The following is a 14,932-nucleotide window of genomic DNA, read 5'->3' on the forward strand; positions in this document are numbered from 1 at the left end:
CGCGCGGCCTCCAGCACCATCTGCGCCACGATGAGGACGCCGACCAGGGCTGACAGCGCCGGGCTCGACTCCACAAGGAGGCGCACCTGCCGCACACGGTCCAGCAGCTGCTGGCGCTGCGCCTCACCGGTGCTGAGCGCGGCGTCCGTGGGTGGGATGCGCAGCAGCGGCGCGGCGGGGGAGGACATGCCGCCGAGCATAGTGCTGTTCGTGACCTGGCGCCCCCATTTTTCCGCAGGTCGCGCGGCCTTATTCTGGGGTGGCCCTCAGTACTCGCCCATTCTGCAGAGGAGCCCCGTGAGCACTGCCGCCCCTTCCGGCCTGCGCCGCCAGGTCACCCTTCCCGAACTCATCGCCTACGGCCTGGTGTTCATCGGACCGGCGGCTGCCGTCGGTGTCTTCGGTCCGCTCGACGCCAAGAGCCACGGCGTAGTCCCGATCGTCTACCTCGTTGCGACCATCGCGATGGCGTTCACCGCCGCTTCCTATGTGCTGATGAGCCGAGAGGTGCCCAGCGCCGGGTCCGTCTACGCCTATGCGCGAGCCGGCATCGGGCCGCGGGCAGGGTTCTTCACCGGCTGGATCGTCATGCTCGATTATCTGCTGATCCCGTCGGTCGCCTACCTGTTCACCGGCATCGCCATGAACTCCCTGGTGCCGTCCGTGCCGGTCTGGGTGTGGACCGCCGGTGCGGTTGCGCTGACCACTGCGATGAACATCGCTGGATCCAAGATCGCCGCCCGCGCCGCCACCATTGTGGTGGTCGCTGAGGTGATCGTGCTGGGGCTCGTGCTGATCGTCGGCGTGTGGCACTTGGCGACTGTTGGTCCGTCGCGCGGCTGGCTCACCCCATTGACCGGTATCGGAGTCTTCTCCTGGCAGGCGGTGTTCGCGGCAGTGTCCGTCGCCGTGCTCTCCTATTTGGGGTTCGACGCGATCGCCACGTTCGCCGAGGAGACCGTCGGCTCCTCCCGGGTCGTCGGCCGCGCGACCCTGGTCTGCCTCGTCCTCGCCGGCGCCCTGTTCATCCTGCAGACCTACATCGGAGCCCTGCTGATGGAGCCGACCCCCGCGGAACTCGCCGCGAACCCCGAACTGCAGGGCCCCGCCTACTACACGGCGGTGGGGGAGCAGCTGTCTCCGATCCTGCACACTCTGCTCGCGGTGGCGAAGGGCATCGGCGCCGCATTCTCCGCGATGGTGGGCCAGGCGGCGGCGTCGCGAATCCTGCTCGGCATGGGGCGCACCGGAGCCCTGCCCTCGGCTCTGACGCGGGTCTCGGAGCGGACAGGCGTGCCGATGCGCGGCATCCTCTTCGCGGCGACCGCGAACGTTGCGCTCGCGGTGTGGGCCGCCACGCGGGCCGACGGGCTCGACCTCCTCGTGTCGATCGTGGATGTCGGCGCGCTGGTGGCGTTCACGATGCTGCACGCCTCGGTGATCGGCTGGTTCTGGGCCGGCCGACGCCGCGCCGCGGGTGCAGCGCCGGTGGCGCGCTCCGTGCTGCGGCACCTGATCCTGCCGCTGATCGGCGCGGCGATCCTCATCGCGGTGCTGGTGAACGCCTCCACGATCGCGCTGATTGTGGGCGCGGTGTGGACGGTCGTCGGCGTGGTCGTGATGCTGGTGCGCGGTCCCGGCAGCCTGGACGACCCCGCCGTCACGAGGCGCGCGGCCTAGGCGCCCGGCGGCGTCGCCGGCAGATCCACCACCCACGGTTCGAGCACCCATTCAGTTCCCGGACCGGCCGACGGGTCCAGCGCCGCGGCGATGTCCGCGGCGCTGCGGGCATGCTCCACGCCCAGGCTGCGGCCGATCCGGTCCACCACGTCCGCGATGCTCTCGCCGGCGTCCAGGCGGTCGCGGAGGGTGACGGCGCCGTCCCGCTTCGCGAGCCGCTGCCCGTTCGTGTTCAGCGCGAGCGGCACGTGGATGTACTCGATCTCCGGCCACGGCGCGGCCCCGTCGGCCGCCTCCCCGCCGCCGGCGGAGGAGCCCCCGTCGGCCGTTCGGCCCGACCGCGCAGCGCCTTCCCACCCGGGGACGTCGCGGCCCCATAGGCTCGGCCACACCTCCTGCAGCAGCGCCGTCAGATGCGCCTGGCGGGGCGCCGAGGCCAGCAGGTCATCAGCGCGGACGATCTGATCGACCGCAAACGCGCAGTCATCCACCACGCTGACCAGGTTGTACGCCCACACCCCGTCCCCGCGGCGCAGGACGATGTCATCGACCGCGCCCTCCACGCTCCCCGCGAACCGGTCCCGCACCCGGTACGTGGACACATCCGCCCGCAGTCGCAGCGCCGGCTCCCGGTTCAGGTCCGCGACCTTCGCCCGGCCAGCCTCCCGCTCCGCCTCCGTGAGATCCCGGCACGTCCCCGGGTAGGCGCCGGGCGCGGCGTGCGGCGCACTCGGCGCCTCCTGGATCTCCCGGCGCGTGCAGTAGCACTCGTACACCAGGCCCCGCTCCGCGAGCCGGCGCGCCGCCTCGTCATACAGGCCCGTCCGCTCCGACTGCCGCACCAGCGGCTCATCCCACTCGATGCCGACCGCCCGCAGATCCTCCAGCTGCCGCTGCTCCGCGCCGGGCCGCACACGGTCCAGGTCCTCGACGCGCATCACGAACCGGCGATGCGTGGCGCGGGCGAAGAACCACGCGAGGATCCCGGTGCGCAGGTTCCCCAGGTGGAAGTCACCACTGGGGGAGGGGGCGAATCGCCCGGCCGGTGCCGGGCGGTCAGCGGGCGCCGCGAGCCCCACCGGCCTGCGCAGCAGCACGTGCTCGAACCCCGCCGTCGGATCCTCTTCACCGGTCTCGTGGAAGCCGAGCTGCTCGGCGAGGCGGCGCATCGGTGTGTTCTGCACCGCGGTGATCACGACCGCGTCCGACGGGTAGGGAGTGTCCGGGTCGAGGGAGCGGGAACGGTCCGCGGCGGCGAGGACCGCGCTCAGCGCCTCGAGGGCGTAGCCCTGCCGCCACTGGTCAGGGAAGAGGCGGACGTACAGGTTCGCCACCGTCTCGCCGGCCACGTCCATGCCGGAGAGGCCAGCGGCGCCGACGGGTTCCCCGTCGTGTGTGGTCACGAGGAAGTAGCCGTAGTGGTCGCGGCGGGCGTGGGCGAGCCACTGCGCGAGGACGCGCTGCATCTGGTCGACTGCGCCGAGCTCGGGGATCGCGTCGTGCTCGAAGGCGCGCGGGTCGGAGTGCAGGCGCCACAGCACCGGCAGGTCCGTGTGGGCGAGGGGGCGCAGCTGCAGGCGTTCGGTGAGGATGGGCTCGGACACGCGGCCAGCCTATCGGGCAGCGCGGCACCCGTCGGCCCCTGCCTGCGGCCACCGCACTCAGTCGGCTGGGACCCGTCGGCCCCTGCCTGCGGCCACCCCACTCCGACGGCTGGGGCCCGTCGGCCCGCCGCGGCACAGCGAAGCGGCCCGACGCAATGCGCCGAGCCGCTTCGATTCACTGCCCCTGATGGGGAGCACGGATCACTTGTTCGGGAAGTGGTCCTTCTTGTTCACCGGAGCCTCCGGGTCGCGGGTGGCGTTGGGGTCCACGACCTTCTTCGGGTTCTCCACGTCGTTCACCTTCTTGGCGTCGGCGACGTGGGTCGGGGTGGAGGCATCGCGCTGGGCCGGGTTCGGCTTCACCGGGGTGTCGGTGACGCGCTTGACGTCGCCGCCCTTGGCCTCCGGGTCCGGGGTGCGCTTCACAGCGGTGTCCGCGCGCTTACCGGTCACGGGACGCTCAGAGCCCGGGTTCGTGTTCAGCGACTTCGGGTCGCGCTTGAGCGCACCCGGGAGATCGCCGGCCTCAGCGGAGGCGACGGAGTCGGACACGTCAGCGGAATCCGCATCGGTGGTGCCGGCAGCCGGGTAGTGCGCGCGAGCGAAGTCCGCCGGCGGAGCCCACGGATCCTCGATCGGACGGGTCTTCTGCCACACCACGTAGCCGACGGCCGCACCAGCAGCAGCCAGACCGGTCACCAGCAGCAGCTTGCCGAACACGCTCTTCTTCTTCGGGGAGGCGGTGGCGGCCTTCTGGATGTCACCAGCGCCCTTGTCCCACTCCTTGCGAGCAGCAGCCAGAGCAGCGGTGAGCGCAGCGGCAGCGGTATCGGACGCGGCCGATGCGGTGTTGCGTGCGCGCGGCAGGTAGTCGTCCTCGAAGTCGCCGCGGAACTGCTTCGCCTTCTTCGCGTAGTCGCCGTTGAGGTTGGAGGCGAGATCACCGAAGCGCTCGCCGCCCTTCTTCAGGCCCTCACGCACGTTCTTCTGCACCACGGGAGCGTAGTCCTCGTAGTAGCCGGCAGCGCGCTCACGTGCCTGCTCAGCGGCAACAGCAGCCAGCGGGCCGATCGAAGCCATCGCCTTCTGGGCGCGGGTCTGCGCCTTCGATGCGTTCTTCTGCGCCTTCTTCGACAGATGCTTCTTCTTCACAGCGGCCTTCTTCTCAGCCGCGCGTTTGGTCCTAGGCAGGAGTGCCATGTGCGAACCCCTTTCGTTGGTTCCTCCGCGTCAGCGGAACAGACTGTGCACCCGGGCGCGCGCCGCGGCAGAACCGAAGGGTCAGCCGAGCAGAGCGCACCTGTGGGCTACGCCGCAACTCTACCGCTGAGGTCTCGGAAGGATCACAGAGACTCCCCAGACACCCGCGCGCATCGGCCCAGCACACCCGCGCGCATCGACGCGCTGCAGGTGCGGGCTTCGGTGCCGCGCACCCACGGGCGTCATCGCGCTGCACCCGCGCGCATCGACAGCGGCCTCTGGGCCGGCCCGGTGCGGGTATGTGGGAGACTGGAGGCATGTTTGCAACGCTTCACACCAACCACGGTGACATCCGCATCGAGCTGTTCCCGAACCACGCCCCGAAGACCGTCGAGAACTTCGTGGGCCTCGCCAAGGGCGAGAAGGAGTTCACCAACCCCCTCAACGGTGAGAAGGAGCAGCGCCCCTTCTACGACGGCGTCATCTTCCACCGCATCATCGACGGGTTCATGATCCAGGGCGGCGACCCGACCGGCACCGGCACCGGCGGCCCCGGCTACAACTTCGATGACGAGATCTCCGAGAAGAACTTCGACAACAAGTACATGCTCGCCATGGCCAACGCCGGCAAGCGCATGAACGCCATCACCGGCCGCCCCTCCGGCACCAACGGCTCCCAGTTCTTCATCACTGTGGCCCCGACCCAGTACCTGTACGGCAAGCACACCGTGTTCGGTGAGGTCGCCGACGACGAGTCGAAGAAGGTCGTGGACGCCATCGCCACCGTGAAGACCGATATGCGCGACCGTCCGCTGGACGATGTCGTGATCGAGAAGGTCACCATCGAGGACTGAGCCCCTCGGCCCCTGTCGTCGGGCCACGGCCAGCTTCCTGGCCGCCCGGCCACCTGACCACCGGTCGCGACGAAGGCCCCGGACCACCGCAGCAGCGGAGGCCGGGGCCTTCGTCTGTCCCCGCGCCGCCCGCTCCGGGCATGCCCCGCTCCGCGCCGCCCCGCTCAGGGCACGCCCGCGCCGCCCCACGCCCGCGGGCCGGGGCGCCGCTGAACAAAAAACGACCAAAAACGCCCCGATACAGCACGAGGGATCCCTGCAGCCCGCTTTTTCTCCAACATGTGCACGCCGTGCGTCGGCTGCAGACGCGGGGCAGCTGCCGTGATCCCTTCGGCCCGAGCGTGCGCGCGCCGATCCTGGCACTTCTCCCCAAAAACGGAATCGCCGTGGAACGGAGGCTGTGTTCGGGTTGAGTGTTGAGAAATGGGACAGACGAGTGCGCCGCTCAACCTCGAGCGGGTCTTGACCGAGAGGCCTCCTCCGCCCGGCCGCCCGGCCACAACGATCCGGGATATCCACGACTCCTTCTTCAGCCACGGACAACTCAGAGCTCGGGGCATGACCCGCCGAAGAATCGAAGCTGCTGTTCGGCAGGGCAGGGCGGTCAAGGTGGGGTGGGGCTGGTACGCAGTCCCGGGATCAGACCCGACAGTCGCGGCGGCATTGGCTCGAGGCAGGCGGATCACCTGCTATTCCGCGCTTGCCCTGTACGGACTGTGGGTTCTCGACCGCAGCGGCACTCATGAATACGGCCGAAAAGGGATTGGTGGTCGTGCAACAACAGGCCACCGGGCGGCCTGCCGGTGGCCCAACGATTCGCCGGTAGCGCCACTGCACTATGCCCTCGACGATGCGCTGCGATGCGGCAGCGCATCGGAGTCAGCCGTCGTGCTGGAGTCCGCGATCAACAAGCGTCTGCTCTCCTTCGAGGAAGCCGAGTCGCTGCTTGCCGCGGTGCCGCGTGACCGCCGACGCCAGATCGGACGGATCTCGGGTCTCTCCGAATCGGGAACGGAAACCCTGATGCACCGCATCCTTGATGCGATGCGGGTTCCCTACCGCCAGCAGGTGCGGTTGGCGCACGGGCACAGGGTGGACTTCCGAGTCGGGAAACGGCTGATCATCGAATGCGACTCGCTGGCGTTCCACGGGAACACGATCGATGCCTACCGGATCGACCGAGCGCGCGACCTCGCCTCGATGGAGCTCGGTTTCCACACGCTGCGGTTCACCTGGCAGCAGATCGTCTATGAGCCCGACCGTGTCGAGGCGGCGATCCGGTCAGCACTCAGCCATGACCGCCGTTCACGCGTTCGCTGACCTCGGCGGTGATGCCTCGGGAGTGGGCATCGGCCCCAAACGCTTGTGCAAAAACAGGGGGAGCGGCCCCTTTTCGGTTGTGCACTGTGCAAGAGATGGAGTCCGATGCCCCCTCAAACGCGTGGAAAGCTGAAAACCGAGGATTCTGGTCGGAAAGTGCACGGTGACCCGTCGGCAGCCCGCGGCGAGGCGGGTGCGTAGGCGGGCAATGGCGCGGGGGCAGGGGCGGAGATCCGGGTGATGCTGCGCAGGGCCTGGCGCTGCGCGGCGTCTCATCACCGCGTTCCGCACCCGCCGGCGACGACCGAGTGGTAGATTCCTCACAGCTGAAACGCCGGGTACGGGGGATGAGCATGGGAGGTTCGCACAGCATCGAGGCGTGCGGACAGGCCCAGGGTTCCTCCATCGGCCCGCATCCCCCGACTCTCAAAGGACCACCGATGAGCCCCTCCCTCAGCTCCCCCCGCCGCTCGGTCGCGCTCCTGTCCTCGCTGGCATCCGTCGGCCTCGGACTGTCCCTGATCGCCGCGCCCGCATCCGCAGCACCCGTCGATCCCCTCGAGCGGGACACCACTCTGGCGGACACCGCGACACTGAAGACCCCCGCCGCCCCGGTGCCCGCCACGGATACCTCCGCGATGCAGATCCTCACCGGCTCCGGCACCGCCGACATCACCGGCGAGCCCGGCGAGAACGGCATGATGGGCTACGGCGACGGCAGCCAGAAGTCCAGCGGCATCCACATGCGGCAGTACGCGCGCGCGTTCGCGTTTCAGGACCCTGCCACGGGGGAGCGGACCCTCATCATCACCGCTGATGTCCTCTCCGGCACGAACCTGGTGCGGCAGCAGGTGCTGGCGCAGCTGAAGAAGGAGCTCGGGGACAAGTACACCGACGCGAACGTGATGATCGTGGGCACCCACACGCACGCCACGCCGGGCGGCGACACCGACTATTCGCTCTACAACGTGACCACGATGGGTGTGCACCAGAAGACCCTGGATGCGCGCGTGAACGGGATGGTGGATGCGGCGAAGCAGGCGGATGCGTCGCTCGCGCCGAGCACCCTGTCCCTCGGCACCGCGGAGCTGACCGATGCGGGCATGAACCGGTCGATGGCGGCGTGGGAGCGGAACCCGTCGGAGCTGAAGGCGAAGACCCCGGGAGCCCGCGACCCGAAGTCGGTGACCCTCGGCATCGACCGGCAGGGCGATGAGCCGGACATCATCAACTTCTTCGGCACCCACCCCACGTCCCTGACCTCGAAGAACACGCTGATCTCGGGTGACAACAAGGGGTACGCGCAGTCCCTGTACGAAGCGGAGACCGGCGGGACGGGTGCGTTCCTGATGTCCGGCGGCGCGGATCAGACGCCCAACCTGAACCTGAAGCCCGGGTCGGGCCCCACCGATGACGAGTTCGAGAACATGCGGATCATGGGCAGTCGCCAGCACGACGCCGCGGTGAAGGCGCGTCAGGCGGCGGAGCCGATGGGCTCCACCACCGTGAAGTCGCAGATCCTGTGGCTCGACATGCAGAACCAGACGGTGAGTGCCGAGTACTCGACCACCGGGAAGACGGAGCGGACGTGCCGCGCGATCCTCGGTGCGCCGTTCGGCGCCGGCAGCCAGGAGGACGGTGGCGGCGGCGCCACGTTCCTGCATGAGGGTGACGGCAACAACCCGTTCTTTGAGGCGATCACGAAGGGCACGCAGAGCGGCGATGCAGCGCTGCGGCACTGCCAGGCGCCGAAGGCGACCCTGTTCGAGTCGGGCCTGATCAACGGCGTGCAGACTGTGCTGCCGCTGCAGCTGATCCAGGTGGGTGACCTGTGGATCGTCGGCGCGCCCGGTGAGGTGACGGCCGCGTCCAGCGTGATGTTGCGCGAAGCGGTCGCGCAGAAGGCGGGGATCGATCCGGACCAGGTGGTGGTGGCGCAGGCCGCGAACGCGTACGGCCACTACTTCGCGACCCCGTGGGAGTTCGAGCAGCAGGACTATGAGGGCGGTGCGACCCTGTTCGGCCGGTTCACGGTGCCGGCGCTGCAGCAGGGGTATGCGAAGCTCGCGGACCATCTCGCGAACGGCGCCGAGATCGATCCTGGTGAGGCGCCGAAGATCCGCCCGTACGTGAAGAGCGCAGTCGGCGTGGTCCTGTACGACCTGCCCGGCACCCGCAGGTACGGCGATGTCCTCACCCAGCCGGCGGGTGAGGTGAAGCGCGGGCAGCGCGCCAGCGCCGTCTTCCAGGGCGCGCACCCGAACAACGATCTGCGCCACAACGACACCTATCTCGCGGTGGAGCGCAAGGTGGTGAAGGCCGACGGGTCCGCGTCGTGGGAGCGGATCGCTGACGACAACGACTTCACCACGCGGTTCGAGTGGAAGCGGCACCTGGCGGCGCAGTCCCATGTGACCGTGTCGTGGGATGTGCCGGAGGATGCGGCTGCGGGCGAGTACCGCCTGCGCTACTTCGGCACGGCGAAGAACGGGGCGGGGCAGCTGAAGGAGATCTCCGGCATATCGCACTCGTTCCGCGTCGGGTGACGCCGCAGGTCCCGCGGGGGAGTGTGGGGGGTGTCCCTATGTTTCGAGTCAAGCCGCGAGAGCGGTCGGCTCGGGGGTAGGGGCGGTTGTCGGTGGCTGGTAGTAGGTGCCGTCGCGGAGCATGGCGTAGATGACGTTGCAGCGGCGGCGGGCTAGGCAGATCACGGCGGCGTTGTGCCGTTTGCCTTCGGCGCGTTTGCGATCGTAGTAGGCCTTGGAGATGGGGTCGTGGTTGGAGGCGACCCAGGCGGAGTAGAACAGGGCGTTCTTCAGGCGTTTGTTCCCTGACCGGGCGGGGAACTCTCCGCGGATCGAGGTGCCTGATCTGCGGGTGACCGGCGCGATCCCGGCATAGGCCGCGAGGTGGCTGGCGGACTCAAACGCGGAGCCATCACCGATCGCGAGGAGGATCTGGGCGGCGGTCTTGATGCCGATCCCCGGCATGCTCATCAAGACCGAGGCGAGAGGGAAGTCCTCCAGCATGCCCTCCACTTCGTGGGCCACGGTCGCGCGCTGTTCTTTCAGCTCTTTAACCTGGCCAGCGACTCGGGGGATCACCAGCTCAACCGCTGCGGTGGCGGGCACGATGACGGTCTGCTCGCTAAGGGCTGTGAAGATCTGCTCGACCAGCGTCTCGGGGTCGCGGCGTGAATGCGCGCGGGCGAACCGCAGCACCTTCCTTCGGCCGGCACTTCGGAGGCCGGTGGGTCCGCCAAACTTCTCCAGCAGGTCCAGCACGAGCCCAGTGGAAAGCTTCCCGCCTGCGAAGACGCGCTCGAGCGCGGGGTGGATCTGGGTGAGCAGGGACCGGATCCGGTTCAGCGCCCTTGTGGTCTCGTGGGCGAGGTCCTCGTCGAAGCCGGCAAGGACCTTCAGTGCGGAGAGGACCTCGCTGTCACGATCGACGCTGCGCAGGGTATGGGGCATGGTCCTGGCGGTGTCAGCGATGATGAACGCGTCGCGCGCATCGGTCTTTGACCTGCCCGGATACAGATCCGCGGCCTTCCGCATCGCCAATCCGGGAAGGTAGGCGACTGTGCAGCCGGTATCCCGGGCCACCGCGATCGGCAACGCTCCGATGGTGTTGGGCTGGTCGACGACCAGCAGAACTTCGCCGTGGTTCTGCAGCTGGGTGAACAGCTCGCGAAGTTTGGTCTCGTCCTGCGGGAGGGGCTTGTCGAACAGCTTGTTCCCCTCCGGGTCGAGTGCGCACGCGTGGTGAGCTGTCTTTCCGACGTCCAGGCCGATCACGACCGCGAACCCTGTGTTCATGACGCTGTCCTCCTCATCACTGCTGGCCGCAGTCTCGACACCCGATGCCGGCACCCACGTTACGAAGAGACCTCAGACAGAGCTGGGCCGTGTCCCTATCAGCGGTCAACGCGTGTCTCTCGACCGGGCGGCAACACCCCCCGGACCATCAATGGCAGGGCAACAAAGCCATACCCGGCCGAGCGACCAGACCCCGTCCATCGGGGTGCTCACAAGGTAACGGGTGAGGGCCGACGGGTGAGTCCGTCGGCCCGGATCAGGCAATCCTGCCCTGTTCGGTGATGGCGGGTCGGTGAGCCGCTGGAGAGGTGGACCACGCCGACGGCGCAGCTCGAATTCCACACGCAGGTGGCGGGGACGGCGCTGCCGATCCTGTAGGTGCTAGGCGCGGTCGGCGCCCTCCGTCGGCGTCTCACCACGAGCCTGCATCCGCAGCTGCTCGAACAGCTCGAACAACGACTGGATCGGCGGATCCGTGGCGAACTGCGTCAAGATCACCCTGTTTCGCGGGAGCAGCCCGCCCATACCGAACGGATACCCCGAGTCCCACCGGTTCCCCCGCCGCAGTTCGTCCGTCCAAGCATGATCCTCGACCATGAAACCGACCTGCGTCTTCTTGTCCGGGGCCTGACCGTGCGTCGGGTTCAGCCACAGGCACTCCACGTCCTCCCAACGCACCCGCCACGAGTGCGTCCACACCCCTGCTCATCCACCGTCAGATGCCGCGGCCGCCGCCACGCCATCCACGTGTAGACCACATACAACGTCAACGGCAGAAACCCGATCCCCGCCAACACCCGCAACAGCATCGCGGACTCATCATCGAACAACGACGACGGCACCCCCGCCATGATCGGCACGGACAACACCCACAACACCACCGCCACCACGAACGCCGGCGCCCACGCCTTCGTCCGCACACGCACCCGCAACGGGAAACGCACATCCTCCAGCGACACCGACTGCACTCCTTGCTCAGACATTGATCGTCCTTCCATCGCCACGTTCGGGGCCGCCGCCCGACGCCCATCCGGCATCAACAGCCATCCCGAGTCGCATCTGTTGTCCTACCGCAGACCGTCCTGCCACAGACGCTTGAAGCGCCCGGGGTTTCGTTCCGAGGTCAGGACGCAACGGGCGGGACTGATGCGTGATCAGGTGTCAGTTGGGGTTAGGCCGCCAGGCTGACGGTCGGGTTCATGATGGTCTCGTTTTCGATGGGGGTCAATCGGCCCAGGCGGGCCTGTCGGCGGCGTCGATGGTAGGTTCGCTCGATCCAGGTGATGATTGCGATCCGGAGATCTTCTCGAGTCCGCCATTGCTTGCGGTCCAGGACGTTCTTCTGGAGCAGGGCGAAGAAGGACTCCATCGCGGCGTTGTCCCCGGCAGCACCGACTTTGCCCATCGATCCGATGAGGTGATGGCGGTTCAGGGCGTTCACCGCGAGGCGGGCCCTCATCCGGTCGCTGATGGAGCAGCCGACGATCCGGCCGGAGAACACGTCCTTGATCGCGCAGAGGTAGAGCTTCCCCTCGTCGGTCCAGTGTTCGGTGATGTCAGTCAGCCATATCTCGTTGACGTCATCGGCGGTGAAGTCGCGCTTGATCAGGTCGTCGTGCACGGGTGGTCCGGGGCGCTTGCCGTTCTTGCCGCGCTTCTTCCCGAACACCGACCACCACTGATTGTCCCGTCAGATCCGCCACGCGGTCCGCTCACACATCGACTCACCAGCGGCTTCCGCTTCCCTGGCGAGGAACCGGTAGCCGAACTCGGGATCGTCACGGTGGGCGTCGAACAGCGGTTAGCTCGATAGGCCTCGACCAGCTCGGACTCGGTGACCTGCTGTTTCCGCCAGCGGTAGTAGGGCTGGCGGGAGAGCTTCAGCACCCGCAAGGACACCGCGACAGGGACCCCATCGGCGGCGAGCTCACTCACGAGCGGGTAGAGCCTTTTCCCGGCAGGTTCGCCTGCGAGAGGTAGGCGGCAGCGCGGCGCAGGACCTCGTTCTCCTGCTCCAGCAGCCGGTTGCGCCGGCGGAGGTCGCGCAGCTCGACCAAGTGCGCAGCGCCGAGCTCAGCGCAGCGGTGGAACAAGGGGTCCTCTCCGCTTGGCGGGCGGACCGAGACGGTGTGGACCGGATTCAGCGAGCTTGAGCCCTCACCAGGGAGTCTGTCCGTGAATGTCAGACCTTGGCTGAGACCGCGAGCCGTGCGCCGAAGAAGATCAGGACACCCCGGTGACTCGGTCGATCCAGCGGAGGAAACGAGCGGACCGGAGCTGTCGTCCGATCGTGGCGGTGCCCAGGATGATCAGGGTCAGCCAGATCATCCCGATCACGCAGGCGGGTCGAAGTGCGGTGCTGTGTCCGCTGCCGCCACGGGGTGAGCCCGAGACCCGCGCAGTCTGCTCGTGATGGCCGTCGTCTCGCGTCCGGTCCGGTGGTGCCGGCTCGCCGGTGACGCCGCGCACGCGATGACTCCAAACCTCGGCCAGGGCGGCGGGCAGGCTATGGCGGACGCGGCGACTCTCGCGACTCTGCTCGCCCCGCTGGCTCCCCATGACTCTCCGGACCCCGAGGCACTGGAGGCATACGACTCGCTGCGCAGGCCTCGCAGTCAGCGGATCGCGCAGCGGTCCCGGCTGGTGGGCCGGCTCGCCCACGCCGGCGGTCCGGTTGCGGCGCGAATGCGGGACGCGGTGCTCGCCGCCACGCCTCAGTCGGCGCTCAGGCGGCAGTCGGACTGGTTGCAGTCGTGGACTCCGCCGGCGAAGTGAGTGCCCAGAGTCCGCGGCCAGATGCGACCGCTCCTCCTCCTGTCGGTCGATCCGGTTTGAGCTCGCGCCGGAGCGTACCGCCGACCGTGCGTCCTGGACGGTTAAGGGGTAGAGCCCGGCTGTACCGCCGCCGTCGGCCACCACACCCTGTCGCCGATGAGGGTGAACACGGCGGGCACGAGGACGGTGCGCACGAGCACGGTGTCGATGAGGACGCCGAGGCCCACGATCAGACCCAGCTGCCCCAGCACCACCAGCGGCAGCACACCGAGAGCGGCGAACACGGCGGCGAGGACCACACCGGCGCTGGTGATGACCACGCCCGTGTGGGACACGGCCCGCACCAGGGCGGAGCGCATCGGGTGCGCCCGGTTCTCCTGGCGGATGCGGTGAGCGAGGAAGATCGAGTAGTCCACGCCGAGCGCCACCAGGAACAGGAACGCGATCAGGGGCACGGTGATGTCCAGGCCCGGCCAGTCGAACAGAGCCTCACCCAGCAGCGTGCCGATGCCGATCGCACCCACGGTGGAGACGCCGGTCAGGGCCATCAGCACGATCGGGGCGACGACCGAGCGCAGCAGCACACCGAGCAGAACGAGCACCACGAGCACGATCAGCGGCGCGATCAGGGTCAGGTCCCGCACGGACGCGTCGTGCACATCCGCTGCGGCCGCGCTGGTGCCGCCCACGAGGATCCGAGGATCGGTGTCCGTGGCAGCGGAGCGCAGGGCATCCACCTCGGCGGTCGCAGCAGCGGTCTCCGGCTCCGCCGTGCCGGTGACGCTGATCGGAACCCAGGTGCCGCCGTCAGCAGTGAACGGCTTGCCGCTCACGTGGGCGCGCTGCACACCCTCCACCTGCTTCGCCTTCGCGAGGAACCCGTCGGCCGCGGAAGCGGGGGCGACCACGGTGTGCGGGCCGGCCTCACCGGCCGGGTAATGCGCAGCCATCGTCTCCAGCCCGGAACGGGACTCGGACGCGGTCGCGAACTGCTCCGACTGCGACAGACCGATCTGCGTGCCCACCAGGCCCAGGCCACCGGCCACGAGGATCGCGAGTGCGGCGAGACCGGAGATGACCGGACGTGCCGTGACGGCGCGGGCCACGGCAGCGAACAGGCCGCGCGGCTCCTCCTCGGCACCGCCCTGCGCCTCATGGTGATGCGCGGGCCGCGGGATGAACGGCCAGAAGATGCCGCGGCCCAGCAGGGCCAGCAGAGCGGTCAGCGGGAACACGACCGCCAGCAGGGCGAGCAGAAGACCAGCAGCGGCGGCGATGCCGAGGCCGCGCGTGGCGGGCATCAGCGCCACCATGAGGGTCAGCAGGGACAGCACCACGGTCACGTTCGAGGTGACGATCGCGGGGATGATCCGCGACCACGCGGTGGCGAGCGCCGAGCGCTGATCCTGCTGGACGTGCAGCTCCTCACGGTAGCGGGAGATCAGCAGCAGGGCGTAGTTCGCACCCGTGCCGAACACCAGCACGGAGATCACGCCGGCGTCGAAGGCGAGGCTGAGCTTCTCGCCGAGGAAGCTGGTCAGAGAACTGGAGGCCCCGTCGGCCAGGGCGATCACCACCAGCGGCACGATCCACAGGATGGGGGAGCGGTAGGTGAGCAGCAGCAGGACCGCGACCACCGCGATCGTCACCGCCAGCAGGGTGAAGTCGGCGCCGACGAAGG

Annotated in this window: 11 protein-coding genes and 2 pseudogenes; 5 read left to right on the forward strand and 8 right to left on the reverse strand. The window is 68.7% G+C overall.

Annotation, left to right across the window (positions count from 1 at the left end):
- Nucleotides 1–188: hypothetical protein (locus FHX50_RS11500; protein WP_183377311.1), on the reverse strand; the 188-nt coding region annotated here is incomplete at its 3' end.
- Between the two features lie 109 nt (nt 189–297).
- Between FHX50_RS11500 and FHX50_RS11505 the strand changes: the two genes are divergently transcribed.
- Entirely contained in the window at nt 298–1,680 is a 1,383-nt protein-coding gene (locus FHX50_RS11505; RefSeq protein ID WP_343064102.1) for an APC family permease, read from the forward strand.
- Here FHX50_RS11505 and FHX50_RS11510 read toward each other — a convergent pair.
- The 3 genes and pseudogenes from FHX50_RS11510 to FHX50_RS11515 all read right to left on the reverse strand — a co-directional run bounded on the left by FHX50_RS11510 (nt 1,677) and on the right by FHX50_RS11515 (nt 4,484).
- Nucleotides 1,677–2,759, reverse strand: coding sequence for a glutamate--tRNA ligase family protein (locus tag FHX50_RS11510; RefSeq protein ID WP_343064103.1), 1,083 nt, complete (start codon nt 2,757–2,759; stop codon nt 1,677–1,679). The genes FHX50_RS11505 and FHX50_RS11510 overlap by 4 nt on opposite strands.
- A 69-nt stretch (nt 2,760–2,828) precedes the next feature.
- Nucleotides 2,829–3,284, reverse strand: a pseudogene (locus tag FHX50_RS12215) (GNAT family N-acetyltransferase); the annotation flags it as partial.
- Nucleotides 3,285–3,485: 201 nt separating this feature from the next.
- Nucleotides 3,486–4,484 carry a hypothetical protein gene (locus FHX50_RS11515; RefSeq protein ID WP_183377314.1) on the reverse strand — a complete coding sequence of 333 codons (999 nt, stop codon included), beginning with the start codon at nt 4,482–4,484 and terminating at the stop codon, nt 3,486–3,488.
- A gap of 317 nt (nt 4,485–4,801) precedes the next feature.
- Here FHX50_RS11515 and FHX50_RS11520 point away from each other — a divergent pair, with 317 nt between their 5' ends.
- The 3 genes from FHX50_RS11520 (at nt 4,802) to FHX50_RS11530 (ending at nt 9,204) form a co-directional block, all read left to right on the forward strand.
- A complete protein-coding gene (locus tag FHX50_RS11520; RefSeq protein ID WP_183377315.1) occupies nt 4,802–5,338 on the forward strand; it encodes a peptidylprolyl isomerase in 537 nt (178 codons plus the stop codon).
- A 558-nt stretch (nt 5,339–5,896) separates the two neighbouring features.
- On the forward strand, nt 5,897–6,658 hold the full coding sequence (locus FHX50_RS11525) for an endonuclease domain-containing protein (RefSeq protein WP_183377316.1): 762 nt from the start codon (nt 5,897–5,899) through the stop codon (nt 6,656–6,658).
- 440 nt (nt 6,659–7,098) lie between these two features.
- Complete coding sequence (locus tag FHX50_RS11530; protein WP_183377317.1) at nt 7,099–9,204, forward strand: neutral/alkaline non-lysosomal ceramidase N-terminal domain-containing protein; 2,106 nt, start codon at nt 7,099–7,101, stop codon at nt 9,202–9,204.
- Between the two features lie 48 nt (nt 9,205–9,252).
- On the opposite strand, the gene FHX50_RS11535 is transcribed toward FHX50_RS11530, so the two are convergent.
- The 3 genes and pseudogenes from FHX50_RS11535 to FHX50_RS12220 all read right to left on the reverse strand — a co-directional run.
- On the reverse strand, nt 9,253–10,476 hold the full coding sequence (locus FHX50_RS11535; RefSeq protein ID WP_183377323.1) for an IS110 family RNA-guided transposase: 1,224 nt from the start codon (nt 10,474–10,476) through the stop codon (nt 9,253–9,255).
- Between the two features lie 644 nt (nt 10,477–11,120).
- On the reverse strand, nt 11,121–11,459 hold the full coding sequence (locus tag FHX50_RS11540; protein ID WP_183377318.1) for a hypothetical protein: 339 nt from the start codon (nt 11,457–11,459) through the stop codon (nt 11,121–11,123).
- Between the two features lie 188 nt (nt 11,460–11,647).
- A pseudogene (locus FHX50_RS12220) lies at nt 11,648–12,602 on the reverse strand (IS3 family transposase); the annotation flags it as partial.
- A 286-nt stretch (nt 12,603–12,888) separates the two neighbouring features.
- Between FHX50_RS12220 and FHX50_RS11555 the strand changes: the two are divergent.
- Entirely contained in the window at nt 12,889–13,251 is a 363-nt protein-coding gene (locus tag FHX50_RS11555; RefSeq protein ID WP_183377321.1) for an FAD-dependent monooxygenase, read from the forward strand.
- Nucleotides 13,252–13,352: 101 nt separating this feature from the next.
- On the opposite strand, the gene FHX50_RS11560 is transcribed toward FHX50_RS11555, so the two are convergent.
- Nucleotides 13,353–14,932, reverse strand: a 1,580-nt coding sequence (locus tag FHX50_RS11560; RefSeq protein ID WP_183377322.1) for an MMPL family transporter, incomplete at its 5' end; no start/stop codon positions are given.

It is taken from the genome of Helcobacillus massiliensis (assembly GCF_014191425.1).
Classification (GTDB): Bacteria; Actinomycetota; Actinomycetes; order Actinomycetales; family Dermabacteraceae; genus Helcobacillus; species Helcobacillus massiliensis.

Coding starts and splice junctions, on each gene's coding strand:
- FHX50_RS11515 (WP_183377314.1), bottom strand. CDS start 4,484: ATGGCACTCCTGCCTAGGACCAAACGCGCGGCTGAGAAGAAGGCCGCT.
- FHX50_RS11520 (WP_183377315.1), top strand. CDS start 4,802: ATGTTTGCAACGCTTCACACCAACCACGGTGACATCCGCATCGAGCTG.
- FHX50_RS11525 (WP_183377316.1), top strand. CDS start 5,897: ATGACCCGCCGAAGAATCGAAGCTGCTGTTCGGCAGGGCAGGGCGGTC.
- FHX50_RS11530 (WP_183377317.1), top strand. CDS start 7,099: ATGAGCCCCTCCCTCAGCTCCCCCCGCCGCTCGGTCGCGCTCCTGTCC.
- FHX50_RS11535 (WP_183377323.1), bottom strand. CDS start 10,476: ATGAACACAGGGTTCGCGGTCGTGATCGGCCTGGACGTCGGAAAGACA.
- FHX50_RS11540 (WP_183377318.1), bottom strand. CDS start 11,459: ATGTCTGAGCAAGGAGTGCAGTCGGTGTCGCTGGAGGATGTGCGTTTC.
- FHX50_RS11555 (WP_183377321.1), top strand. CDS start 12,889: ATGGCCGTCGTCTCGCGTCCGGTCCGGTGGTGCCGGCTCGCCGGTGAC.